Raw genomic sequence first — 24,549 nt, forward strand, 5'->3', positions numbered from 1 at the left:
GTCCAGGAGGCCGATCCGGGTACCAGGTGCGGCACTCCCCGGGAGGCGGAAGATGCCCCGGCGGGATCCTGACGGCATTCCCGCGGGCACGGCGCGGACGGTCCTCCCGGTAGCCGTATGCGCGGGGGCCACAGCCATAATCCGGTTCGGCATACCGGTCGTAGCTGAGGCCGGGAACGCCATGGCCATAGTAGGGGCGAGGCTCATAGGCTCGGTCATAGCCGCCGCCCCAGCGACCTTTTCCGCTCTCGTCCTTGTGAGGCACTCCCCACCGACCCAAACAAGAATATGCTTAACACAGCTGTCAGTTGATGCGCCGTCATCGGAAACTCCTTTCAATGAATAGGCGAACGTTGCGGTGGTGAAAGGGTTGCGACGGCAAGCTGAACGAAAAGCCAGCGGATTCCACAACTCGCCTTCCGCGAAGTTGATGAACCGAAACGTCTCCTATTGGCGGCACATTCCGGAAGTAGGCTGAAAGTCCGATTATGAGGCAGGAGCAGACGAAGATCAGTCGTGCTCGCAAAACGAAGGCCGCCCGATTGGGCGGCCTCCATTGGGTCGGCTGCGGCAACATTCGGTCACTTGGACCGAACTTCACTTCTCACTTCAATCGGGCCCAGCCTTCCACCATGGGCAAAAGAAGGCTGAGGCTGTTCTGGAGGTGGAGGAACTCGAAGCGGCAGCTGACCGCTGTTGCTGGGACGGCGAGAAAGCCCTGGCCTGCGACCAGGCTGGCGTCACCGTCACCTTACCCAGGCCCATGACCACGAGTGCCAAATTCGACGCCCCTTTGGCAAGCAGGCCTTCGTCTACCTGTCCAAGGAAGAAGCCTATCGCCGCCCGGCGGGCGAGAAGCTCAGGTACTACTTAAGCAGCGGGTAGCGTAAGCTCTCGTGAACCGGCAAGTTCCTGCCGCACCGGAAGGTCACACTCGAGCAGGAAACCGCGAATCTGGTTGATCACCGCCGTACGCTGCCCGATTAGACGGCTTCGCACCCGGTGCAGAGCTTGCAGGTCGAGTTGCTCGGCTGACTTCAGCGGCACGGGGCGCATCGTGGGCCGCTGCACCGCCTCGGCGATAGCCTCGGCATTGCGGTAGTCATTCTTGTGGCCTTTGAGAAACGGCTTGACGTACTGGGCTGGCAGAAGGCGCACTTCATTCCGAAAGCGGCAAGCTGGCGCCCGACGTGATGGGCTCCGGCGAGACCTCCATCCCGATCAGACAGACCGGCAGATTGGCCAGACAGCACTGCAGTCGTCCGCGCGCGATCTTCCTGCGCAGCACAATCCTACCGCGTGCACCCATGCCGATGAGGTGGAAGGTGTTTTTTCCTAGGTCGATCCCGATCGTGGTGATGGTCTCAGTTGTGATCTGGTGTGACATGGCATGGCTCCTTCCGGGATAATCCCGTCCTCCCATGCTCCACCTGGGAGCGCGGCCGGTCCATGCCATTAGCCGTGGCCTTCTCCAGGATCTCCCGTTCCTGTCGCAGGATCTCGTTCTCGCGCCGTAGCTCGGCCGCCATATCCTCCTGGCGGTTCTCGGGTGGAGCGTCGATCTCGCGTTCACGGCGGCGGTCAATCCGATGGCGCAGGGTGGACAGACCAACCCCGAGATCCTCAGCATTCGCCCGTCGGCTGCGGCCGCTCGTCAGAGCAAGCCGCACGGCCTCATCCTGAAACTCTTTCGTAAAGCGGGTGTGGGGCGTGGAGATCCTCCTGGGTCATTAGAGTGCTCTCCATCTTTCCGAAGCAAGACGATCTCCTCCCGGCACTCCCCATTGGTCTCAGCAGCTTGCACGTCTGTCAGGGTGCGCCCGCCTCGTCTTTGTCGCTGCGCAGGACTTGGTTCCAGCCCCAATGCAGGAGTGACGGGTCGTCGCTGTCGACGCCGCGGGTGAGCAGGATGTCGTGAATTTCTTCGAGGCGACTGATCGTGGCGGGGCCGCGCTTGAGGCCGATGATCACCATCAGAATTTCGAGCATGAGCAGTTGGACCACATAGGCGTCGGTGCCCACCCGCATAGTCGCGTCGTGAGGGACGTCGATGCTGAGCACGATGTCGGCCATTGCGGCCAACGGTGTATTCGTTTGAGTCAGAGCGATCACCGTGGCGCCGTGCTCCTTGCCGACCGCCGCGGCTTCGAGAAGAGCGGGCATGCGGCCGACATAGGAGATCGCAAACAGCACGTCTTCCTCCGTCTGCGTAGCCGCTGCGACGAGTTGGAGATGAGCGTCGGAAAATGCATTCGTGGTGATGCCGAGCCGGAACAGGCGGGCCTGCATGTCCATGGCGAGAAAGTTCGAGGTCGCCCCGGTCCCGAAGCAGTCGACACGCCGGGCGCGGTGCATAATCTCGGCGGCCCGTTCGATGTCTGCAGGCACCAGCTGATGCTGCCAGTCGGATAGAACCGAGGTCGTGCTGCCGACGATGCTGCGAATGACTTCCGCAGTGCTGTCGCCCGGCGTCACGCTGCGGTGCAGGTAGGGTGCGCCGACAGCGAGAGCCGCAGCCAGCTTGAGTTTCAGGTCGCGCAGGCCGTCACACCCGACCGTGCGGGCGAAGCGAACGATAGTTGGGGCGCTCACACCAGCCTTCGAGGCCAGTTCCTCGACATTGGCCTGCATGGCCCAATGCGGGTTTTCTAGAATCATTGCGGCGATGCGCTGCTGTCCCGCCGACATGGACACGAGGCCGGCGCTGATCGACCGCAGAATATCCGAACCGGGGTCCGGTGACAGGTTCGAGAGGGGGGCGTCCTGGATCATGCCGCAGCAGGTTCTTCGTCGTGTGCCGTGTCATAGTGACAAGCGAACCTATGGCCTCCGCTGGCCGAGCGCAACTTTGGAACGACACGAGCGCATTCGTCCGTCGCCGCCGGGCACCGGGTGCGGAACACGCAGCCCGAAGGAGGCGCCATGGGAGACGGGATGTCGCCCGTGAGCATCCGGCGGATCTTCGGTGCATCAGGATCGGCCTTCGGGGAGGCCGCAAGCAGGGCTCGCGTGTAAGGATGGCGCGGCCTCTGCGAAATATCATCCGACGAACCAATTTCCATGACCCGACCGAGATAGAGCACCGCGATGCGGTCGCACATCAACTCGACCACATCCAGGTCGTGGGAGATGAAGAGCATCGCAAGCCCGAAGCGCTGCCGCAGGTCCTGCATCAGGTTAATCACCTGCGCCTGGACGGACACGTCCAGGGCCGAGACTGGCTCGTCTGCGACGATCAGCTTCGGTTCGACCGCAAGAGCGCGGGCTATTCCGATGCGCTGGCGCTGTCCCCCGGAAAATTCGTGCGGAAAGCGGGACATGTGAGTGGCCTGCAATCCGACCGTTTCCAGGAGTTCTCCGATCCGCTCATTCCGACGGGCTCCACTTGCGAGCCGGTGGGCATCAAGCGCCTCGCCGATGATCTCGCGCACCCGCAGCCGGGGATTCAGGCTGGCATAAGGATCCTGAAAGATCATCTGCGCGTTGCGGCGCAGGACCTTCAGCTGCCGCTCGGGAAGTCGCGAGATGTCCTGGCCGTCGAAGCGGATGGCGCCCGCCGTCGAATCGATCAGCCGCAGAATGAGACGGCCGATTGTGCTCTTCCCCGAACCAGACTCTCCGACTAGGCCCAAAACCTCGCCTGGCGCGATGTCGAAGCTCACATCTTCGACGGCGCGAACAATATGCGGTGTCCGTCCGAAATGCTTTGTCAGGCCTTCGACGGCCAGAAGCGGTGCAGCGCTCATGCGAAGGTCTCCCTCCATCTCAGGCAGCGGACGCTGCGTTCCTTTTCATTTTCCAGCGCGATTGCGTCTGTACGGCAGATATCCGCCGCCCGCGTGCAGCGCGGAGCAAAACTGCACCCTCCGTTGACGAACTCGACGGATCCGGGGATAGACTGCACCACTCGGCGGCCATCCTCCCGATGCCGTGCGCGAGCCGGCAGACAGTTCAGCAACGCGCCCGTGTATGGATGCCGCGGCGCCCGGAAGATGTCCCTGACGGAGCCGGTTTCCACCACCTGACCCGCATACATCACAGTCACCCGGTCGGCGATCTCGGCAACGACGCCGAGATTGTGCGTGATGAACAGCACCCCCATGCCGAGGTCTCTCTGCAGGCGCCCGATCAACGCCAGGATCTGGGCTTGGATGGTCACGTCGAGAGCCGTGGTCGGTTCGTCGGCGATCAGCAGGGAAGGATTACAGGACATCGCCAGCGCGATCATCACCCTTTGACGCATGCCGCCCGACATCTGGTGCGGATACTCATAAACACGGTGCCGTGCGTTCGGGATCTCCACCAGATCGAGCATTTCTTCCGCCCGCCGCATGGCCGCCCCCTGGCTGAGCCCCATGTGCAGGCGCACAGATTCGGCGATCTGTTCGCCGACGGTCATGACCGGGTTGAGGCTGGTCATGGGCTCTTGGAAGATCATCGCGATCTCGGAGCCCCGCAGCTTGCGCAGTTCCGGCAGAGGCAAGCTTACGAGATCGACCATCTCTCCCGACCTCCTGCGGAACAGGATCTGCCCTCCCGAGACGCGGCCGGCCGGGCGCGGCAGCAGCCCCATGACGGCGAGACTCGTCACAGATTTCCCGGAACCCGATTCGCCCACGAGAGCAACCGTCTCGCCGGCACCGACGGAAAGCGTGACCCCTCGTACCGGGGTCACTTCGCTGTCCTCGGTGCGAAAGCGAGCCTCGAGGTCCCTGATCGAGAGAAGGTGCGAGGTGTCCATCGTCACAGCGTCTTCCGCAGTTTGGGATCGAGCATATCTCGCAAGCCGTCGCCGACGACCTGCAGCGAAAGAGCCGCGAGAACAATGGCGAGCCCAGGGAATAGCACTACCCAGAAGGCACTGTCGGCATATTGCTGGCCGGAGGCGATCATGGTTCCCCACGTCGGCACCTCCGGCGGAACCCCGGCACCCAGAAAGGAAAGGCCGGCCTCGGCCAGGACCGCGTAGGCGAAGATGAACGTCGCCTGGACCAGCACCGGCGAGGCGACATTCAAGAGGATGTGCACGGACAGGATCCGGCGCGTCGAGACTCCCAATGCACGCGCCGCCTCGACGAACGGCAACTCGCGAAGGACAAGAGTGGAGGCGCGAACCACCCTGATCACCCGCGGCGTATAAACGATTGAGAGGGCCAGAACGACATTGAAAGCGGAAGCGCCGAGGACGGCCACCAAGAAGATGGCCAGCAGGATATCGGGAAGCGCCATCGTGGCATCCACGACCCGCATGACGAGGCCATCGAGCGACCGGAAGTAGCCGGCCAGCAGCCCGAACAGAGTTCCGACGGTCATCGACACGAGGACCACGGCGAAGCCGATGCCGAGCGATGCGCGGGCCCCGTAAATGATGCGCGAAAGAATGTCGCGTCCGAACTCATCTGTGCCCAGCCAGTTAAGTTCGCCAGGAGGCCTCAGGCGGCGGATGATTTTGATAGAGGTTGGCTCATACGGCGCGACCCACGGCGCCACCAGCGCCATCAGCATGATGACGGACAGGATGACGAATGCCGCGAACACGAGCTTCCGTCGAAACATGCGGCGGAAGAACAGGATTGCAGGTGAGTGGACCATGATCAGTATCGGACGCGAGGATCGACGAAGGTATAAATGATGTCGGTCAACAGGTTGATGAGCACGTAGACTGCTGCGACGACGATGAGCGCGCCCTGAATGACCGGATAGTCTCGTCGCAGCACGGCAGAGACGACGAGATTGCCGATGCCGGGAAGCCCGAAAACAGTCTCGGTCACAATAGCACCGCCGACCAGCAGGGCTGCCGTGAGGGCTACCACTGTGACGATGGGCACTAGCGCGTTGCCGAAGGCGTGCCGAAGCACCACACGTGCCTCGGAGATGCCTTTCGAGCGCGCCGTTCGGACATAATCGTCACTCAGCACGTCGAGCATGCTGGCTCGTGTAAAGCGGACTATCAGGGCCGAGTTGACGATCCCGAGAACGGTTGCAGGCAAGGCGAGGTGCGCGAGGCGCTCCAAGAAAGGTGCTCCCGGCTCGCCGTAACCAGCCACGGGGAACCAGCCGAGGCGGACAGCAAAGAGCTGGATGAAGATGAGGCCGAGCCAGAAGCTCGGAATGTTCGCCGCCAGCATCGCGAGGCCGCTGACGATCTGGTCCAGGAGGCGCCCGCGCCATACCGCCGACACGATGCCAGCCGGGATACCCACCAGAGCCGCGATGGACACGGAAAAGAGCGCGAGAAAGAAGGTCGGTTCGGCTCTTTCTGCGATCGCCTGGATGACGGGGCGCTGCAGGAAGATTGAGTGACCAAGATTGCCGCGGGCGATTTCCTTCAGCCACAGCACGAACTGGACAATGATCGGCTTGTCGAGACCGTAAACCTGCCGCAGCTGGGCGATGTCTTCGGCCGTTGCCTGATCGCCGAGCATGAGCGCTGCCGGATCGCCCGGCGCGAGTCGCGTCAGGAAGAAGACCATTGTAGCAACGAGAAACATGACGATCATGAGGCTGACGAGGCGCTGACCGAGCTTAAGCCACATTGCTCTAGGCTCCAAAAGGGCAGAGGTGAAGAGCCCACCTCTGCGGATGTTAGATGAGACCGATGAGCTTTTATCCCGTCTCGGATGCTATGACGTCAGAGATGGACGAGTGCGGCAGCGTCCTGCACTTTCGCCCGGGATGCCGCCGCCCGGAGTGTTACTTGGCGAGTTCGACGTTCCAGAAAGCGGGCATCATCATGGGCGTATAGCCCTTCATGTTGTCGGAGAGGCCACTCAGCGCAGCGAAGTTGCCGACGCGGATGTAAGGCACCTCGTCGTAGATGACCTGCTGGACCTTGCCCCACAGAGGACCGCGCTTTGCGGAGTCCGACTCGCCGTTGAAGGCGGCGAGGGCCGCATCCTTTGCGGGCGTCTTCCACCAGCCCGGGGCGCCATCGCCGAGTTGCGGCGGGGAGAGCATGGGGTCCGGCATGAAGGCCGAGTGGGTGATGTACACGTCCCACAGGGCCGGATCGCCACGGCGCTGGACCAGCGTGGACCAGTCGACCACGTCGAGCGCAACCTTGAACCCTGCCGCTTTCAGTTGCTCCGCCATCATGAGCGCCATGCGGTGATGGAAGTCATACTGCTTGGAATTGAGGATGCGGATCGGGGTTCCATCGTACTTGGCCTCCGCGAGCAGCTTCTTGGCCCCTTCCGGATCCGCCTTGTTGTACTTGTCGGCACCGGCGGTTGAACTGAACGGGGATCCTTTTGGGAAATGCTCGCCGGTTACGGTGAAGAACTTCGGCTCGCCGAAACCCGCGAGCAGGAGCTCTTCCGTATTCAGCGCCATCTGAAAGGCCTGGCGGATCTTCGGATCAACCATCGGTCCCTGCTTGGTATTGGTCGGAATATACGGGAAACCGTAAGGCATCGTCAGGACAGCGTTGACGCCCGAAGCGTTCGAAACCTTCTTATAGCTCTCTACGGGCAGCTGATCGGCGAACTGGTACTGTCCGGCGATGATGCCTTCGACCCTGGTATTGGCGTTCGGGACGGGAATGAAGCGCAGTTCGTCGATTTTCGCCTCGCGCTTGCCCGCATAACCATCCGCAGGTTCACCGCGCGAGGAGTACGCATCGTTCTTCACCAGAACGACGTACTGGTCCGGCTTGCGCTCACGGAACTTGTAAGGCCCGGTCCCTATGAACTCGACGAGCGGATTGGCGATCGACTCCTTCGCCATAATGACGGCGAACCCCGACGGGAGTGCAAGATGCGCAAGCAGCGCGGGCTGAGGTTCGGAGAGCTCGATTTCGACCGTCGAAGGACCTTTTGCGGAGATCGACGTAATGCTCTTCGCGAGTGCCTTGCCGCGCGGCGTCATATCCACCCAGCGCTTGAGCGAAGCGACGACGTCTTCGGCGTCAAGCTCGCGGCCATTATGGAATTTCACGCCCTTGCGAAGTTCGATGGTGTACTTCTTACCGTCGGCAGAGATCTCCGGCATCTTGGCTGCCAGCATGGGCTGAACCGCCGAGTGGCTGTCGAAGGTGAACAGCGGCTCGTAGACATGCTGCATGATGATGCTGACGAGGTCGGCCGTGGATGCCATCGGGTCGAGCGACTGCGGCTCGCCGATCATGGCGAGGTTAGCGCTTGTCTTTCCCTGCGCCCATGCGGCGCCGGGTCCGAGAAGAGCGGCTACGGCTACTCCAGCTGCGGCGAGCCCCAGCCCACGGCGCGTCCATCCGCCAGTGCGATCCCTCTGAATCTTCATGCTGTCCTCCGTTGATGCCTATGCCTGCAAGAGTGTTCCCGCATGCTTCGAGCAGGCAGCGGTGAAAGTTTATTAATCTGCTTCGTCGGCTGTCAATTGCCTTGACCCAATTTGCTGCCAGTCTTACGCCAATAGAGCAGACAGCATCGATCAGGGGAAGCGGATCGCTTCGGATCTATGTAATTTTCTTTCGTGTGCGTGGGGCCGTATCAAGAGGGTCTATTTGACATGAGTTTTGATCTCGTTCTGCGGGGTGGGCGCGTCATCGATCCATCCCAGTCCATCGACCGGGTGACCGATGTCGCCTTTTCGGGCGGGAAGGTTGCTGCGATCGGCAACAATCTCTCGGAGGGCGCACGCACCGTAAAGGATGTCGCCGGCAAGATCGTCACACCAGGGTTGATCGACCTTCATACGCACGTCTACTGGGGCGGAACCTCGCTCGGCGTGGATCCCCTCGTGCTGGCGCGAGGAGGATGCACGACGCTGGTCGATACGGGAAGCGCCGGCCCCGGCAACTATCCGGGTTTTCTTGAGCACGTCATCAAGCCGTCGCCCGTGCGCATCGTCGCCTATCTCAACGTCTCCTTTGCGGGAATCTACGGCTTCTCCAAGCGCGTGATGGTCGGAGAGAGCGGGGATCTGCGCCTCATGGCGCCCATCGACGCCGTCGAGGTCGCCGAGGCCAATCGTGATACGCTGGCGGGCATCAAGGTGCGCGTCGGTTTCCACGCATCGGGAAATTCGGGCATCGTTCCGCTGGACATCGGCCGCCAGGTGGCTGATCGCGTCGGCATGCCAATGATGGTCCACATCGACCACCCGCCGCCGACCCTGCCGGAAGTTCTTGAGCGCCTGCGCGAAGGCGATGTGTTGACCCACTGCTTTAGGCCATTCCCCAATTCGCCCACAACCGCGGATCGTAAGGTCCACCCGGCGGTGATTGAGGCACGCCAAAGGGGCGTGATCTTCGATATCGGACACGGGATGGGATCCTTTGCGTTCGATACCGCGAGGGTCATGCTGGACAATGATTTCATGCCCGACTGCATCTCGAGCGATGTGCATGCCCTCTGCATTGACGGACCTGCCTTCGACCTTCTGACCACCATGTCGAAATTCCTCTGCCTGGGGATGCCGCTGGTCGAGGTGATCAGGGCCGCAACCGAGAATCCCGCCAAGGCTCTCAAGCGGCCGGAACTGGGCACGCTCCGTCCTGACAGCGCCGGCGATGCGTCGATTTTGGAGTTGCAGAACGGCACCTTCGATTACGTGGACTCGACCGGCGAGCGCCTCTCTGGAGAAACCTGCCTCGCCGCGAAGGGCGTGGTCATCAACGGTCAGATGTGGCACGAAGCCTGAGAGGAGATGGAATATGACGCCCGAAGAGAGAATCGTCGCTCTGGGTTTTGTGCTGCCCGAGGCTCCGGTGCCGGTGGCCAATTATGTGCCGTACCGCTTCGCCGGACGTTTCCTTTATCTCTCCGGCCAAGGCCCCAAGCGCGCAGACGGCACCTACCGGCCGGGTCGCCTCGGCCGTGATGCGACCGTCGAGGAGGCCTATGAGGATGCCCGCCTGACGGGGCTTAACCTGCTCGCGATCGCGAAATCGGCTCTCGGCGAGTTGAGCCGCATCGAAGCCGTGGTGAAGCTGCTCGGCATGGTCAATGCCGAGCCGGATTTCTCCGATCACCCCAAGGTCATCAACGGCTGCTCGGATCTCCTCGTGGACGTGCTGGGCGAGGCCGGGCGTCATGCCCGCTCGGCCGTCGGAATGGGCTCACTGCCCAATCGCATGACTGTCGAGATTGAGGCCATTCTTCTCGTCCGAGACTGAAAGGGACGATCATGAGCATTGAAAGCCTTAAGACCGAAGTTGCGCGCCAGTTCGGGACGCCCGCCGTGGTGATCGATCTCGACGTGGTCGAACGTAACATCGCCCGCGTGCAGGCCCTGTGCAACGCGGCGGGCGTCGCCAATCGGCCCCACATCAAGACGCACAAGAGCCCCATGATTGCGACCATGCAGCGCGAGGCGGGGGCGCGTGGCATCACCTGCCAGAAGATTGGCGAGGCCGAGGTCATGGCCGAAGCGGGCCATGACGATATCCTGATCTCCTACAACATACTGGGAGAGGAGAAGCTTCACCGCCTCGGTCGATTGATGTCGCAGGCGAAGGTCACGGTGGCGGCCGACAATCCGGTCGTCGTGGCAGGCCTGCCGCAGGCCACCGCCGTGGCCGGCCACGACCTGGACGTGGTTGTCGAGTGCGACACCGGCCGCAAGCGGGCAGGGGTCGAAACGGTGGCTGAAGCGATTGCCCTGGCCAAGGACATTGCATCCCGCCCCGGACTCTCGTTCGCAGGGTTCATGCTGTATCCGCCGGAAGACGCCATGGCGGAGACGCAGGCCTTTCTGGATGCGGCCACGGCCGGGGTCCGGGAGCTTGGCCTCGATCCGCGCATAGTCTCGTCGGGCGGAACGCCGAATCTGCGCAATTTGGGCAAGGTCCGGGCCGTAACCGAGCACCGGGCCGGAACATCCGTGTTCAACGACCGCATGATGCTGGCGGCCGGTATGGCGGGACTGGAGGATTGTGCACTCACGGTCTTCGCAACAGTCGTCAGCCGGGCAGGCCCCGAGCGGGGAATTCTCGATTCCGGCTCGAAAACACTGACGAGCGATACGGGTGGGCTCGAAGGTCATGGGCTTATCATTGAGCATCCGCACGCGAAGATCGCTCGCTTCGCGGAGGAACACGGCTTCCTGGAACTCTCGGCTTGCAACGACCGTCCGCAAATTGGAGATGTTGTTCGGATCGTGCCCAACCACGTCTGTGTGGTGGTCAACATGGTGGACCGGTTGATCACGGTGCGCGGAGACCAGATCATCGGCGAACTGCCAGTCGCGGCGCGGGGCCGCTTGACCTGATCCGCTCCCGACCCAACTTCGCCCTTGGTGGAGACTGTGGTGCTCCGCCAGGCGGTGGCTTAGATTGATCTGACGCTAGATGGACCTTTAATGACGGCTTCGACGGATCGAGCCGACAGCGGCCGCCGAGAGAGCTGTCCTCTCATCTCGGTGTCGGTCATCCCGCTGCACCCCTGTTGGTCAGCTGTGCGCCACAATGAGATGGTGCTGGGTGTCGAGGGCGGCTTGGACGTTGTAGCCCACGACCCCCGCGTGGATCGGTGAGGGAAACCTGCTGATCGGGACTGGCTTTGAGCTGGTCGCCTCATGATGATCAAGGCTCCAAGTCACCCAAAGACGTGGTGCGATTTCCAGAATGTCACACGACGGGTCAAGCTGGGATCGCATATCACTGCGACGGCAAGAGGGAGCAGTCGCGTCTCGGCTCAGCGGAGCGGATCGTTCTTGAGCAGGATCGGCTGGCCATGCGGCGTCGCGTGGGCGGCACGATCCCATGCGCCCCGTCGCTCGGCCAACGCCTGCTCGCTGGCGATGCCCTTCTCGCTCACTAGAGCCTCGATCGCGGCAAGCCAGTGCCGGTAGTAGGTCGAGCCGTCATCGCAATCGCCAGCAGCCTGGGCGCGCTTGATTGCGCCAGACAGCGCCTGAGCCCATTCCGACCAGGTAAAAAGACTCCGCTCGTACAAGGCAAGTGTCATCGCGAAGGCCTGCGCTTCCCAAGGCTCGCGGAAAACGGGTTCACCATCCTCGCCGCGTGGGATCGGGGCAATCTCCGCCGCTGCGCGGGCAATCTCCTCATGCCGGCTCAAGATAGCTCTCCCAGGCATCGATCGACACGGTGAGGCTCGGATCGGCGTCCTCGCCCCAAAGCTCAGTCCCGGTGAAGCGGACCGTGTAGAGCCACTGCGGGGTCTCGCCCAGGCCATGAGCGTTGGTGTCCGGAAACACGTGACCGCCGTGGATCAGTTCGATTATGCCCTGCTTGCCGCGGGCATAGCGTGGCAGGCGGGTGTGGCCCTTGGGGTTTATGTTGCGGGTGACGACTCGATCTCCGACCGCAAAGCGCGCCGGCTGCTCCACGGCTCGATCAGCCGGACCGCCGCGGGCCAGCACTGCCGGCACGTCCTGCGCCCTGAGCACGCGCCTGATTGGCGCCGGATCCCGAAGAGCCTGTCCGAGCCGCAGTTCGTCCTCGGACACGAGCCCCGCTTGAACCACCAGCTTTTCGACGCCTTTGGTCCAGATCTCGTAATAGCTCGAGGCGAGATACTCGGCTGGCGGCAGGCTTTCGCGGGCATGCCGGCTCATATCGATATTCCAGCTGCCGGTTGCTCCCATGGCCAGGGTCAGGCCAAAGGCCCGCCGCTCCCACTCGGCATGGAACCAGGGCTCGTCCTGCTCGATTGCGATCGGCCCAAAGCCCATCATGCCGCCGAGGTCCTGGGCTCCGTTCACCGCGCCACCTCCTCGGGCCGCCGGGCGAGTCCGGTGCCGATCATGGAGTCACGAGTCACAAGATCAGCCAGAGCTTCCTCGCTCATGCCCTCGGTTCCCTTAGGGCGCATCGGCACGACCAGGTACCGGATCTCGGCTGTCGAGTCCCAGACCCGGATCCGAGTCGTCTCCGGCAGGCTGACACCGAACTCTGCCAAGACCCCGCGGGGATCCAGCACCGCCCGAGAGCGGTAAGGGGCCGATTTATACCAGACGGGCGGCAGGCCGAGCACCGGCCAGGGATAGCAGGAACACAGGGTGCAAACGACCATGTTGTGCTCGTCCGGTGTGTTCTCCACCGCCACCATGTGCTCGCCCTGGCGGCCTATGAAGCCTAAGGAGGCAATAGCTGCGGTCGCATCCTGCCGGAGCCATTCGCGATAGGCCGGATCCGCCCAGGCTTTGGCCACCACCCTGGCTCCGTTGCGCGGTCCGACCTTGACCTCGTAGGTCTCCACGAGTGCGTCTATCGCGGCCGGATCGACATAGCCCTTCTCGATCAGGATCGACTCCAGCGCGCGCACGCGCAGCTCGATGTCCGAGAGATGACTGTGGTCGTGATCATCTTGATAGTGGTGATGGTGCGTCATGCGAGCATCCTATCGCAAACCCCTCGGAGGTCCAGCGCTAGCGCCGTTCCGCGAGCCAGGGCACGAGCGCTTTCATGTGCACGGGTCGGGGGTGCGGCTATCGCCCCGTATGGCACTCGATCTGGCAATGGCCTTGTATGAGCTGAGAACCAATGCACTCAAGAGTGTCGTCATGTCTGGATGGCGCCCGCTTAGCAATATGACATCACTGCGATCCAACAATGCGGAAGTTGGCTAATGTCAGCTCTTGCAGGGAGCAGCGGTCGTTCCTGAAAGGGCTCCAGATGCCCGCGTTGACCCGGTCATTCTGGAGGATGGGCGACGCCTGCAATGGAGAGTGCAACACAGCGAGTGTCTGCCGGATGGCATTCCGCAGGGCTATGACCGTGGTCACGAATGTTCACTAGATGGTGGACACGTCCCTAGGAAGGGCTGCTTAAACAGGCTCGCGAGCATTCTCATGCCCCGCCCAAACTCGCTCCGCGTAACGCGGATCTATTTTGCGCACGCTCTTGGCCACAGCCCTTCAAAAGCCTCATTAGTGGCCCATGTTGTCCCGATCAGTGGCTCCTTAGTCGGCTGCTGCCCTTCCTGGCGTATTGCGCGTCTCGAAGCTCACCGGGCTTTGGAGGTTGCCATGCCAACAGGAATGCCACCGAGCAAGAATTCCGGACATCCGCCTGCTGTATCCCCTGCACTCTGGCTCACCAGAACCTTGAACTGGACCGCACTCTTCCTAGGTGTTGCTTTGTGTTTATGGGCTATCAACAACACCGTGAACGCGCCCAGCTACTCGAATAGCCCGAGTATCACTGGAGCCTCCGCCGTCTACGAGTGATCGGCAAGAAACGCGGCCCGCTTCAGGGGAGGTGACCATGATCGGCGATATGAAGCTCATCCGTAGATGGCCTTGGTTTTCCGCCATCGCCATTGCTGCCACTGGCCTTTTCGGCCTGGCCCTGATTGTCCTTATCTGAGTATCTTCAGGGAACGGGCGGCACCGTATTCATCCTCTGCCGCATTGAGGCTGGCTCTCGATTTCGCGAGCGTCAGCTAGATAAGCAAGGCTGCCGGTAAACCGGTGGCCAACAAGCATTTCGATGCGCTGCCTCCACAGATCAATACCGTTGCTCACGGTCTCCTGACGCCTTCGACGCTCATCGCTACGAGAAAATCACGCTATTATAATCCTCGATCAAGCAGCCGTGAGTTCTTGCGCTCAGAGTATATGGCTCAGCACGCAGCCGGCCGCCAAAACCAGACGAGGTCGTTTATCCGCGTATCCATTAGATCCTGATCCTTCAGGGGTGGGCAATATCGTTGTCGAGCAATGATCCAATCAAGCGGAGCAACTCCTCTTGCCCTGGGCCGCGTCTGGAACTCAGGAAGGTACCGATCTCAACATGCGCAATATTGCCTCCGGAGGCCGAATTGGCTTCATGCCGCACAAAAACCGCTCCAGACGCATCCCGGATCAAGTACCACCGGTCGCCGTTTGGACTGCTGTATAGCTTTCGCGCCTTTGTCATACTTTCGCTCCGTGCTAGGCTCAAAAGGTCTGTTGGTCATCGTTCACCCTCCAGGTGACACGGACTTTCAAGCATGCTTCTGACCAGAGCGACAGGTTGTGCATCTTGGCCCTGTGGTCGGTTGGGTCGAGAAAGAACACGTTGGGAGAACTATTCAGTTGCCTACCCCGTGACGTCTGTCTCTGGCCGGTCCTTCCCTTGAGAGACTTCCTCGTGCCAGTCGCCCGCTTCGTCTTGGTACTCGATATCCTCAGTCGCGCCCGGCAGCCTCCGTCCAGCAGCGGCTCGTGCTTCATTATTCCTGTCGTAGCGTTCTGAGAGGACATCTCCGACCTTGCAAGCCCATCCACTTTCGTGCTCGACGACCCTGTGATGAACCGGGGCCGTAATCATTCTCCTATAGGGCTTCATCAGAGCCAAATACTACACCAGGAGAGATAGATCCGCATTCAGGTGCTGTTGTGCTCTGGACTCCAGACGAACACCTCATCTCCGGTGTGATCCACGATGCGCAACGCATCCGGCTTTTGCGGCAGGTCCAAGGTCTCGAAGAGTGACCAGGCTCTTACCTTTGCGTCCTCCAGATCTGTTGTGTCATGCTCAACCCGGCCCAGAGTGGCATGAGCATCGTCTGTGCCGCGGACCCGAAAGAACTCGATAGTAAACATCACGGAAGCTCCGCTTGGTTGAGTGAACCTGTATAACTTCATTCCTGGAGCTTAGAGCTCATCGATTGGCCGGGCCCGTCTCCGACAAAGCCGCAATATCAGCATCATTGCGCGCGAGAATGGCTTGGAGGACTGCCAATGTCGCTTCATCTGCTGCCGCAGCCGCAAGCTCGAAGACGGCAATGGCATAGGCCTCGGCATCATCGGCACGAGCCTCCAGCAGAGGGGTCTCGTGGCGTTCTGTCCAAAGGGCCCCACCCGCAGTAGAGCCGGCCCTTTTCTCGGCCAACCATGTCTTGACCCTGACGTTGGCTGCTTCAACGGCCACGCGATTATTGTAGATACGCTGCTCGACCCGGTCGAGCTGGCTTTCAAGCACATCCTGCGATCGGCTAAAGGTCGCCGCGCCATTCGATTTGAGCGCCTCAAGCCGGCGGTCAATCCCGTGCAGCTTAATGCGCAGCTCGTCACAGAGCCGGCTCATCCGCTCGCTTATTCACGTCTCCCGTGGGGATTGTGCTGGCATGGTCAAGGCCAGCGTGGGTCTGAACCATCTCCCGACGGCCACTCGTCACTGAATTGACTGACAATCCCGGTGCTGAAAACCTTGGCTCCTGGCCCGGCAGACCGGGCCTCCGTCACGGCGGCGTTGATGGCCGAAACACGGGACGGATAAACCCCATGATGTTTGCCATTCACCCGGATACGCCAGGCGCCATGATGTCGAACGACGTAAAACTCGGTTGCCATCACCTGATCCCCGTTGGTTACCCTGCTGGATTGGGAGGTACAGCCCCCCAATCCGTCTCGGTCAGGTTTAGAACTGTTTGCCCGCCATCCAGCTTTGAACATCAGCCCTGGCGGTCTCGTATGGCAGGCTGTAGCGAACCTTTACCAGCGCAACCAATTGCTCTTCGTTCTTGATCTGCGACAGATCCAAGGGCGTCAGACAATTCCACTGACGCTTTGCATCGCTGCGATATCCGGTCTTACGGGCTACCGTCTCGTTGCTTTCGCCGCCTTGATAGCCAAACATCGTCGCCTCCATGGTTAGGGCTGGTCTCGTCGTGCAGCGACCGGCTCAAAGCTGCTTGCCCAAGGCCCAGAACTCAACATCCCTGGTGGCCTGCTCGCGGAAGAGGCTGTATCTCTCCTCAACCCGCGCGATCAGTTCTGACGTGGTCCGCACGCCCGACAACTCCGCCGTGGTCAGCCGCAGCCAAGTCGCGTGTGCAACCTGTGTCGCGTGAGGCTTAAGTCCGGGTCGGTCATGATCCTGATAGTGCTCAAGATCAAACATGGAGCTTTTGCTCAGACACATGGAGAGCCTCCTGACGGTGCCACATCCTCTTCCAGATGTTAAGCTGGAGTAAATTTCAAAGCATTCCGAAATAGATATGGGGACGAGTTGGTGATTTACATCAGGTGGTCTAAATAAAATAAACATTCCAGAAAAATAATATCTAATTTGATGTGGGAGGAGTATGCTACTCTATTGATAGGCAGGCTGGTTTTGCCCGTCCCTTCGGAGGAGATCCGAAATGTTAAGCCAAGCACTTGTCGCTGTGTTGCTGATCGCCGGCTGCCTCGTTGTGTATGAGGTGGGCATTTGGAGAGGGCCAGGAAAGCGGCCCCACTGAGCGAAATGAGGACAAAGAGATGTTCAACAAATCCCGCCTGCCCTGGAGCAATGATCCACTGGTCCTAACACTGATCGCGGCTCTGATCGGAGCATCCATCGTCGTGTACTTCGTCGTCGCGCATGGCTGGTCCTATTGGTGAGTGAGCAGCATGAAGGCGTCGGCAGAATACAAGAGAGGATCCGACCATGAGAACGCATCGCTATTCTGTGGGGCAACCCGTGAGCTACGCCGAGGCCAGCTCACCCAATGATGTCTGGAGAGGCGGTTACGAGATCGTCTTTCTGCTGCCTGCCGGCGACCGGGAGCCTCAGTATCAGATCCGTAGCGCGGATCAGACCTATGACCGAGTTGTTGGGGAATCCCAACTACAGGAGGATCTCGGTGCGAGGGGACGATGCGGTTGAGTGGAAGCTGGGTCGAGGGGAGCAGGCCGTCGGCACGACCGCGGCGTCTTCTGTGACTTGGTGAGAGGTGGAGAGCCTCACCGCTTCTTCCTCGGAGCTTAGTGATCCAGACAAGAGGACCGCCCGGAGCCCTGTGAGAGGGATCAACGCTTCCATTTGCCCTCGTAACGGAACTCCGGGGCCGATTTCAGTTGTTCAAGGTCAGCGTTCATGGTCGCCTGCCACTTGTCCTCGCGCTCTGCGTACCGGATCGAGATCGCCGATGGATCGACAGCCACGTAGCGCTGACCGCTGCCCAGGACTTCCCCAACAGACAGAACGACTCCAATGATCTGACCGCCCTCGAAGACAACATCCTCAATCTTGCCCATGCTCTTGCCACTGGCGCTTTGGACGTTCAATCCCATGAGCCTTGAACTCAGGATGGCATTGTTGCTGATCGTGATGAACTTGGGCGCACTGGAGGCTGCCGGGGTACTCTGGGCATGAGCCACACCGAACAAGCCGCACGTGGCGAGAAGGACGATAGCCATTGATCGCATCGCGAAACCTGTCTCTGAGTTGGAGCCCAGCGCCAATGTCGGCCGGAATAGTGGCCGATTTAGGAGGGTAGTCCGCTCAGGTCGAGCTCAGGCGCTGGTCGGATCCGGCACAAAGTGGAATGTGCCGCAGACATCAAAAAGCCGGATGGCTGTCCTATGTTTTCCAAATGAGGAACGATCCTAAGAAGCCGAGTCCGAAGAAGCCGAGTCAGCGTCAGGATCTCAAACGGTGGGATGATGAGGGGGGTGCGCCCCGTTCAGGCCACCCTTCCCGCGAGCCCCCATTTGCGCCAGAGCGCGGAACGGGAACGACGCTCTATTACTTCAATATCCAGACCGGGAGCGGCCTTGTGGAAGACCCGGAGGGCGAGACCTATCCTGACCTCCAGACTGCGCGCAAGGCGGCACTCGCCCAAGCCGGTGACATGATTGCGGAAGGCGATCAGAAGGGCGAGGACCGGCGAAGCTGGCGCGTCGAGATCATGGACCGGGCCAATCAACCTGTCCTGACCGTCATGTTTTCGGAAGCGCTTCAACCCAAAACGGACCATCAAGCTGAATGGCCTCGCGGCCACCGCGCAGCAGAGTGAGCCTGATGAGCAAAGGTTTCCTCCAAGCAGCAGGGACCAGCAGGAGGCTCTCGACGCGTTCTGGAAAGCAGCAAAGAGCTTTGGAAGGGCAGCCTGCGGTAGCACCGAAGGCAAAGCTCAAGGGACGACGGGGCTATGGAGACGACGGGTTTCCCTCGCCCGACCAGCAGTGGTCAGAAGAGACATCTTCAAGGGACAAACACGAGAAACAGGAATGTTGCAAAAAGCACGAGGTGGACAAAACCGTAGAGAATGTTGGTTCGCCCAGTGCCGAATGTGAGGAGGCTCGCGACTGCCGTGAGCATGAGCATGACGGTGTCTTCGCCATCGAGCCCCAACACGAGGTCCCTCTTGAGCATGAGGTTGACCGCTGCAACCGCAGGAATAGTCAGGCTGATCGTGGCAAGCGAGGAACCGAGCGCCAGATTGAGGCTCTTCTGCAGCTGATTTCCTCGGGCCGCCCGAACCGCCGCCACGCTTTCCGGTAACAGGACCAGCAAGGCCACTACGACCCCTATGACGGCCTCAGGAGCGCCTACGAGCGTCGTGCCAACCGCAACGACAGCAGCAAACAGTTTCGAGAGCAGGATGACGGCGCTGAGCGACAGAGTGAGAAGAGCCGCGCTGACCGTAACGGCGCGGTTTTGCGGTATGTCCGAGTATTCATCGCTGCCCTCTGTCTCAAGGACAAGGAAGTAATCCCTATTGCGGACCGTCTGGATGTAGAGGAACACCCCATAGAGAGCCAGGGTGATTAGTGTCACGAAGACGAGCTGGCTCGGCGAATAGAACGGCCCGAGGCGGGCCTGAGTGTAGTTCGGCAGAATGAGGGTGAGGGTTGCGAGCACGATGAGAACGACGAGGTATGCATTTGCGCCCGTCACGCGAAAGCCTTGCTCGCGGTAGCGCATTCCGCCGAGCAGGATACACAGTCCGACGAGCCCGTTGCCGACAATCATGATAATTGAGAATACTGTGTCACGGGCAAGCGCCGGGTTGCTCTCGCCATCCAGCATCACGGAGGTGATGAGCGCAACCTCGATTACCGTCACGGCGATGGTGAGAATGAGGGTGCCATAGGGCTCTCCCGTGCGGCGCGCGATCACCTCGGCATGATGGACTGCCGCGAATACAGTGCCAACCAGGATAGGAAACAGCGCTGTGGCGAGAAGGATGCCTAATGGTGATTTGATGGTGTCAGTGCTGAAGCTGAAGGCAGAGGCAAGTGCGAAGAAGAGGAGCGCGGCGGCAGGGAACGCCCATGCTGGAAAGGGCATCAATCTGCTGAGGTTAAACATGCCTCTATCTTCCACTAATGGACAAAACTAGGGACGGCAACAAGGCTATTCCTCTGGGTACAGTTCCTTGCAGGCCTTGTAACACTATTCATAAGGCAGCTCAGCGGGGAGTTGCGCATCCCACCGATGTCCAACGGTCCTACAATGCGAAGCTCCTAGATGCAGCGTGGAAATCGAACGGTTCAGCGTTGGCCCTCTACCGTGAGGGCACCGTTAACGCTTCGGGCCATGCCCTCGATCAGGCTGTACCCATTGATCCTTTCCGCCGCGTGGCCGCAAGTCCAACGCCGTTGTCTTCGATGAAGAGGACCAAGTCGTCATCCTGATGCAGTCCGACCCGAATGGTGCCGCTGAATTTCTGCAATGCACCGGAGAACTGACATTACTGTTACGGTTAAAACCTAGCGTAGAGCTAGTACAACTAAATAAAATACCAACTTGTACAGTAGCTTAGCCTTGTAAGGCATCAAATCATAATCCTTGTGTCAGGGGTTCAAATCCCTCCTCCGCTACCATCAAAAAAGCTCGCTAGGTCAAAGGCTTGGCGGGTTTTTCATTGCCCGAAAACCCGCGGCGGCGTGTTGCAACGGTCTGCAACGAGAGCCGTTATTTTTCAATGGGTTACAATCAGGCCCATTTGGCTCCATGCAACACGGATGGAACACGAAGAAGCATTCGCAATTGGCTTTGTCGTTCTGGCTGGGAGGTGGCACCGCTTTTGCTCCCTGCGAGGTCTTCGGCAGCTCTCGAAGGGTAGACGATGGCTTAAGGTCGGCTCCTGGCACTTCTCGGAAGTAGGCCGAGGGTCTGCTCTAGCAAGGAACAGCGGACGTTCCCGGAGGGCAGGGGATCGTCATTGCATGACCCACAGAAGACATTCCAATGTGACGGTTGCCTCAAGCTGTCGCTTGTTCGGGTTTGTTCCCGATCAATCAGCTACGTGGCATTCTGGACGACCCAGGCTGTGCGGCCACGCCTAATTAGCTGGCCCAGCCGCTTACCTGAGACTTGTCTGGGAACCTTGCTGCGCATATCTGCCATTTTCCCGTTCAGCCATCCCGTTCGACGGCAGATCATCAGCACCCTGACGTTCCTGCGCAGTGCCGCCCTTCTAACGGCCTCTTCGACCCTGATTCTGTCCTTCGTTAGTGTTGACGAAAGGGCGAGGGGTGGGGCCGGCTGCTGGTCCTGATAGCCGGTGCTACGGCTGTATGGCTCCTCGCATCTATAAGGAGGCACCCGGGGCATACGGTGATCCGGGTCGGCGACACCCTCGTGTTCTACGGCCGCTCATCCGAGCTGATAGAGCTCAGCCGTACGGCCGCAGGGTCGTCGTGGAGATTGAGCGTTAAGAGCGAGCAGTCGCAGGATGGGGCTACATGCTCATCCGGGTGAGTGAGGAAGATCCTCGTGTTGTGGGATAGATCTGCGCGTCCTTGCGGAGGCTGCCCTACATAACATCGGAGCCAAGTTTTCTCGAAGGGCGAGGCCAGCATGAGAGTGATTGTGTGCGGTGCGGGACAGGTCGGCACGACCATTGCCCGCCATCTCGCGACCGAGGGAATTCATGTCACGGTTGTCGACATCTCTCCGGAACACGCGCGCAGGGCCGACGAGAGCTATGACGTCCGCGGCATGATTGGTCACGCCTCCCACCCCGAGGTCCTGGAGCGCGCCGGTGCGCGGGATGCCGACATGCTCATCGCGGTGACCCGCTCGGACGAGGTCAACATGGTCGCCTGCCAGGTGGCCTATTCCCTATTCAATGTTTCCCGCCGCATCGCCCGTGTCCGGCACCACGGCTATCTGGCGCCGATCTGGCGCGGCCTCTACGCCTCCGACCAGCTGCCCATCGACGTGATCATCTCCCCGGAGGTCGAGGTCGCGAACGGCATTGTGCGCCGCCTGCGGACCCCCGGCGCCTTCGATACCGTCGCTCTGGCTAATGGGCGGGTTCAACTTCTTGGCGTTCACTGCAATACCGGAGGCTGCTCCCTGGTCGGGCGGAAGATGAGGGAGCTGGCATCCTCAGGGGGCTCCGGCATCGTGATCGGGGCCATCGTGCGCAACGGGCAGGCCTTCGTCCCCCGAGGAGAGGATCGGGTCCAGCGAGGTGACGACGTGTACGTCATCACCGAAACGGCTCACGTGGACCGCGTCATGACCTTTCTAGGTCATGAAGAGCAGATTGCCCGCCGCATCGTGATTGTGGGCGGCGGCAATGTCGGCCTAAACCTTGCCAGCCGGATTGCCCGCAATGCGCCTTATGTTTCGCTCAAGGTGGTCGAGCATTCCCGCGAGCGGGCCGAGTTCATCTCCCGCGAGCTTCGGGGTGCCGCCGTGGTGATCCAGGGCGACGCGCTCGACAAGGACGTCCTGCTTGAGGCCAATGTCCAAAGCGCCGAGACAATCATCGCCGTTACTAACGACGACGAGACGAATATCTTCGCCTCGGTTCTGGCAAAGCGCGAGGGCTGTTCCCGGGCCATCACCTTGGTGAATAAGACCTCCTACGAGCATGTGCTGCCGGCCCTGGGCATCGACGCGGTTGTCAGCCCGAGCGCGATTACGATCTCGACCATTCTGCGCCATGTGCGCCACCGCTCGATCTCGGCTCTCTACACCCTCCGGGAGGATTTCGGCGAGGTGATCCAGGCGACCGCTCAGGAGGGCTCACGGCTGGTCAGGGGCACCCTCCGCGACGCCGGGCTGCCCGACGGGATGCTGGTTGGCGCCATCGTCCGTAACGGGGAGGTGATCATTCCAACCAGCTCGACCTCGGTCCATCCGGGAGACAACGTCATCGCGGTGGTCGCCTATCGGGCCCTGCGCAAGGCCGAGGCGATCCTGGCCGGCCAATCGCGCGAGGCGACAGGCTAGGCGAACCGATGCGTGAGACTCCCTTTCCAGGCTCGTGGGCACCGCCCTATGCCCGTCCGGTGTTCTACATCACCGGCGGTATGCTCATTGCCCTCTCGGCCGCCATGCTCCTGCCCGTGGCTGTCGATCTGATCGATGGCGATCCGGACTGGAAGGCCTTTCTCATCGCCAGTATCATCACCTTCGCCTGCGGGGCAGTGCTGATGCGCACCACCCGGTGCCGGCTGTCCGGAGGGCTGACGGTGCGCCAGGCCTTTCTACTGACGCCAGTGGCGTGGACGACCGTCGCTCTGTTCGGCGCGATCCCGCTCTACATTTCGGATTATGCCCAGCTGAGGGACAGCTTCACCAACGCCTTCTTCGAAGCCATGTCAGGTCTGACGACAACCGGTGCGACGGTGATCGTCGGGCTGGATACCGCGCCGCAGGGCATCCTTCTCTGGCGGGCGCTGCTGCAATGGCTGGGCGGTATCGGCATCATCGGGGTGGCCATTGCCATCCTGCCGGCCCTTGGGGTTGGTGGCATGCAGCTGTTCCGGACGGAGTCGTCCGACCGTTCGGAAAAGGTCATGCCGCGCGTGCGCGAGATCGCTGCCGGCATCTTCCTGATCTACCTGGGGCTGACGGTGCTGTGCGGGCTGGCCTACTGGCTGGTCGCGATGACGCCATTCGAAGCCCTCGCACATGCGCTGACGACCGTCTCGACCGCCGGGTTCTCCACCTCTGACGCCTCGCTGGGGCATTGGGACAGTGCCGCCCTCCACTGGATTGCGACCCTGTTCATGCTCTCGGGGGCTGTGCCGTTCGTTCTTTATCTCCGCCTAACCCAGGGGCAACATGATGCCCTGCGTGACAGCCAGGTCTGGTTTCTGGCGGGCCTGCTGGCCGTGGTGATCGTGGCTGTCGCAACATGGCTGACCCTGGCGGGAGGCCACGGGGTTGCTGACGCACTCCGCCTGGCCGCCTTCAACGTGGTGTCGGTGGTGACCACTACCGGCTACGCCACGGCGGACTACACGTTGTGGGGCAACGTCATGGTCGGCTTGTTCTTCGGCCTGATGTTCGTCGGCGGCTGCACGGGATCGACCACCGGCGGGATGAAGATCTTCCGCTTTCAAGTGATGATCCGCATGCTCCACAGCCACTTCTTGCGTCTGCTCTATCCCCGGGGCGTATTTCCCCGCGTCTATGCGGGCCGCGTACTGCCGGACGATGTGATCGGCTCCGTGGTGGTGTTCTTCTCGCTGTATTTCATCTGCTACAGCGCCCTGACAGTTGCCATGATGGCGTTCAATCTGGATTTTCTGACCAGCGCCAGTGCCGCGGTGGCCGTGTTGTCGAATGTGGGACCGGGCCTGGGGCCGACTATCGGGCCGGCCGGCAACTTCGCCACGCTCCCGGATGCCTCGAAGTGGCTTCTCTGCTTCGGCATGCTGCTGGGGCGGCTGGAGCTCTTCTCAGTCCTGATCCTGTTCCTGCCCCAGTTTTGGCGCGGGTAGAGCCCTCACGATGGGTCACCGCCTTGCTACAACGTTTCTCACGGCAATTACCAGTCTTCTCGCCGACCTCGTCAGGCCGATCTTTTCGATCTTCGTGGGCAAAGGGCACCTGCGAACCTAGGCCCTTGCGCATGTAGTCGGTCTGCTGTCCGCTTGCGCCGCGGTTGCCTTCCGGCTTGCGATCAATGCGTTTCAGCTCCTGTGGCTCGGCACCATGTCGGA

22 protein-coding genes and 2 pseudogenes are annotated in these 24,549 nt (G+C 61.0%); 7 read left to right on the forward strand and 17 right to left on the reverse strand.

The window, feature by feature from the left end; all coding sequences use genetic code 11:
* Window positions 1–912 precede the first annotated feature (912 nt).
* The 8 genes and pseudogenes from LG661_RS11540 to LG661_RS11575 form a co-directional block, all read right to left on the reverse strand.
* Window positions 913–1,387, reverse strand: a pseudogene (locus tag LG661_RS11540) (IS110 family transposase); the annotation flags it as partial.
* Window positions 1,388–1,457: 70 nt separating this feature from the next.
* Window positions 1,458–1,718: pseudogene (locus tag LG661_RS11545) on the reverse strand (transposase); the annotation flags it as partial.
* Window positions 1,719–1,809: 91 nt separating this feature from the next.
* Window positions 1,810–2,772, reverse strand: a complete 963-nt coding sequence (locus LG661_RS11550; RefSeq protein ID WP_230532056.1) for a MurR/RpiR family transcriptional regulator — start codon at window positions 2,770–2,772, stop codon at window positions 1,810–1,812.
* On the reverse strand, window positions 2,769–3,746 hold the full coding sequence (locus LG661_RS11555; protein WP_230532057.1) for an ABC transporter ATP-binding protein: 978 nt from the start codon (window positions 3,744–3,746) through the stop codon (window positions 2,769–2,771). The genes LG661_RS11550 and LG661_RS11555 overlap by 4 nt, the downstream gene beginning before the upstream one ends.
* Complete coding sequence (locus LG661_RS11560) at window positions 3,743–4,741, reverse strand: ABC transporter ATP-binding protein (RefSeq protein WP_230532058.1); 999 nt, start codon at window positions 4,739–4,741, stop codon at window positions 3,743–3,745. The genes LG661_RS11555 and LG661_RS11560 overlap by 4 nt, the downstream gene beginning before the upstream one ends.
* A gap of 2 nt (window positions 4,742–4,743) precedes the next feature.
* Entirely contained in the window at window positions 4,744–5,592 is an 849-nt protein-coding gene (locus LG661_RS11565; RefSeq protein ID WP_230532059.1) for an ABC transporter permease, read from the reverse strand.
* 2 nt (window positions 5,593–5,594) lie between these two features.
* Window positions 5,595–6,536 (reverse strand): ABC transporter permease, encoded by a 942-nt coding sequence (locus LG661_RS11570; protein WP_230532060.1) that lies wholly within the window; start codon window positions 6,534–6,536, stop codon window positions 5,595–5,597.
* 157 nt (window positions 6,537–6,693) lie between these two features.
* Complete coding sequence (locus LG661_RS11575; protein ID WP_230532061.1) at window positions 6,694–8,259, reverse strand: ABC transporter substrate-binding protein; 1,566 nt, start codon at window positions 8,257–8,259, stop codon at window positions 6,694–6,696.
* A gap of 228 nt (window positions 8,260–8,487) precedes the next feature.
* Here LG661_RS11575 and LG661_RS11580 point away from each other — a divergent pair, with 228 nt between their 5' ends.
* Genes LG661_RS11580 through LG661_RS11590 form a run of 3 tightly spaced genes read left to right on the forward strand, consistent with a single transcriptional unit; the run spans window position 8,488 to window position 11,190 of the window.
* Window positions 8,488–9,621 (forward strand): amidohydrolase/deacetylase family metallohydrolase, encoded by a 1,134-nt coding sequence (locus LG661_RS11580; RefSeq protein WP_230532062.1) that lies wholly within the window; start codon window positions 8,488–8,490, stop codon window positions 9,619–9,621.
* A gap of 13 nt (window positions 9,622–9,634) precedes the next feature.
* On the forward strand, window positions 9,635–10,096 hold the full coding sequence (locus LG661_RS11585) for a RidA family protein (protein ID WP_230532063.1): 462 nt from the start codon (window positions 9,635–9,637) through the stop codon (window positions 10,094–10,096).
* Between the two features lie 11 nt (window positions 10,097–10,107).
* Window positions 10,108–11,190, forward strand: coding sequence for a D-TA family PLP-dependent enzyme (locus tag LG661_RS11590; RefSeq protein WP_230532064.1), 1,083 nt, complete (start codon window positions 10,108–10,110; stop codon window positions 11,188–11,190).
* A gap of 425 nt (window positions 11,191–11,615) precedes the next feature.
* Here the strand turns inward: LG661_RS11590 and LG661_RS11595 are convergent, their stop codons facing one another.
* From LG661_RS11595 to LG661_RS11630, 7 genes are all read right to left on the reverse strand, one after another.
* Window positions 11,616–11,999 (reverse strand): nitrile hydratase accessory protein, encoded by a 384-nt coding sequence (locus LG661_RS11595; RefSeq protein WP_230532065.1) that lies wholly within the window; start codon window positions 11,997–11,999, stop codon window positions 11,616–11,618.
* Window positions 11,986–12,645, reverse strand: coding sequence for a nitrile hydratase subunit beta (gene nthB, locus LG661_RS11600; RefSeq protein WP_230532066.1), 660 nt, complete (start codon window positions 12,643–12,645; stop codon window positions 11,986–11,988). Before nthB ends, LG661_RS11595 begins: the two co-directional genes overlap by 14 nt.
* A complete protein-coding gene (gene nthA / locus LG661_RS11605) occupies window positions 12,642–13,274 on the reverse strand; it encodes a nitrile hydratase subunit alpha (protein ID WP_230532067.1) in 633 nt (210 codons plus the stop codon). Before nthA ends, nthB begins: the two co-directional genes overlap by 4 nt.
* Before the next feature lie 1,978 nt (window positions 13,275–15,252).
* Window positions 15,253–15,471, reverse strand: coding sequence for a hypothetical protein (locus LG661_RS11615; RefSeq protein WP_230532068.1), 219 nt, complete (start codon window positions 15,469–15,471; stop codon window positions 15,253–15,255).
* 58 nt (window positions 15,472–15,529) lie between these two features.
* Complete coding sequence (locus LG661_RS11620; protein ID WP_230532069.1) at window positions 15,530–15,955, reverse strand: hypothetical protein; 426 nt, start codon at window positions 15,953–15,955, stop codon at window positions 15,530–15,532.
* A 333-nt stretch (window positions 15,956–16,288) separates the two neighbouring features.
* Complete coding sequence (locus tag LG661_RS11625; RefSeq protein WP_230532070.1) at window positions 16,289–16,507, reverse strand: hypothetical protein; 219 nt, start codon at window positions 16,505–16,507, stop codon at window positions 16,289–16,291.
* A gap of 45 nt (window positions 16,508–16,552) precedes the next feature.
* Window positions 16,553–16,771 carry a hypothetical protein gene (locus tag LG661_RS11630; protein WP_230532071.1) on the reverse strand — a complete coding sequence of 73 codons (219 nt, stop codon included), beginning with the start codon at window positions 16,769–16,771 and terminating at the stop codon, window positions 16,553–16,555.
* Window positions 16,772–17,130: 359 nt separating this feature from the next.
* Between LG661_RS11630 and LG661_RS25080 the strand changes: the two genes are divergently transcribed.
* Window positions 17,131–17,253, forward strand: a complete 123-nt coding sequence (locus tag LG661_RS25080; RefSeq protein WP_268995452.1) for a hypothetical protein — start codon at window positions 17,131–17,133, stop codon at window positions 17,251–17,253.
* Window positions 17,254–17,661: 408 nt separating this feature from the next.
* Here LG661_RS25080 and LG661_RS11635 read toward each other — a convergent pair whose 3' ends face one another.
* Window positions 17,662–18,051 (reverse strand): PRC-barrel domain-containing protein, encoded by a 390-nt coding sequence (locus LG661_RS11635; protein ID WP_230532072.1) that lies wholly within the window; start codon window positions 18,049–18,051, stop codon window positions 17,662–17,664.
* A gap of 176 nt (window positions 18,052–18,227) precedes the next feature.
* Here LG661_RS11635 and LG661_RS11640 point away from each other — a divergent pair, with 176 nt between their 5' ends.
* On the forward strand, window positions 18,228–18,650 hold the full coding sequence (locus tag LG661_RS11640; protein ID WP_230532073.1) for a DUF6894 family protein: 423 nt from the start codon (window positions 18,228–18,230) through the stop codon (window positions 18,648–18,650).
* 188 nt (window positions 18,651–18,838) lie between these two features.
* On the opposite strand, the gene LG661_RS11645 is transcribed toward LG661_RS11640, so the two are convergent.
* Window positions 18,839–19,927: a calcium:proton antiporter gene (locus LG661_RS11645; protein WP_230532074.1), complete on the reverse strand. Its 1,089-nt coding sequence runs from the start codon at window positions 19,925–19,927 to the stop codon at window positions 18,839–18,841.
* A 1,515-nt stretch (window positions 19,928–21,442) separates the two neighbouring features.
* Here LG661_RS11645 and trkA point away from each other — a divergent pair.
* Entirely contained in the window at window positions 21,443–22,828 is a 1,386-nt protein-coding gene (trkA, locus tag LG661_RS11650) for a Trk system potassium transporter TrkA (RefSeq protein WP_230532075.1), read from the forward strand.
* Window positions 22,829–22,836: 8 nt separating this feature from the next.
* Window positions 22,837–24,327: a TrkH family potassium uptake protein gene (locus LG661_RS11655; protein ID WP_230532076.1), complete on the forward strand. Its 1,491-nt coding sequence runs from the start codon at window positions 22,837–22,839 to the stop codon at window positions 24,325–24,327.
* The last annotated feature ends 222 nt before the right edge of the window (window positions 24,328–24,549 follow it).

This window comes from Microvirga roseola (assembly GCF_020866965.1).
Classification (GTDB): domain Bacteria; phylum Pseudomonadota; class Alphaproteobacteria; order Rhizobiales; family Beijerinckiaceae; genus Microvirga; species Microvirga roseola.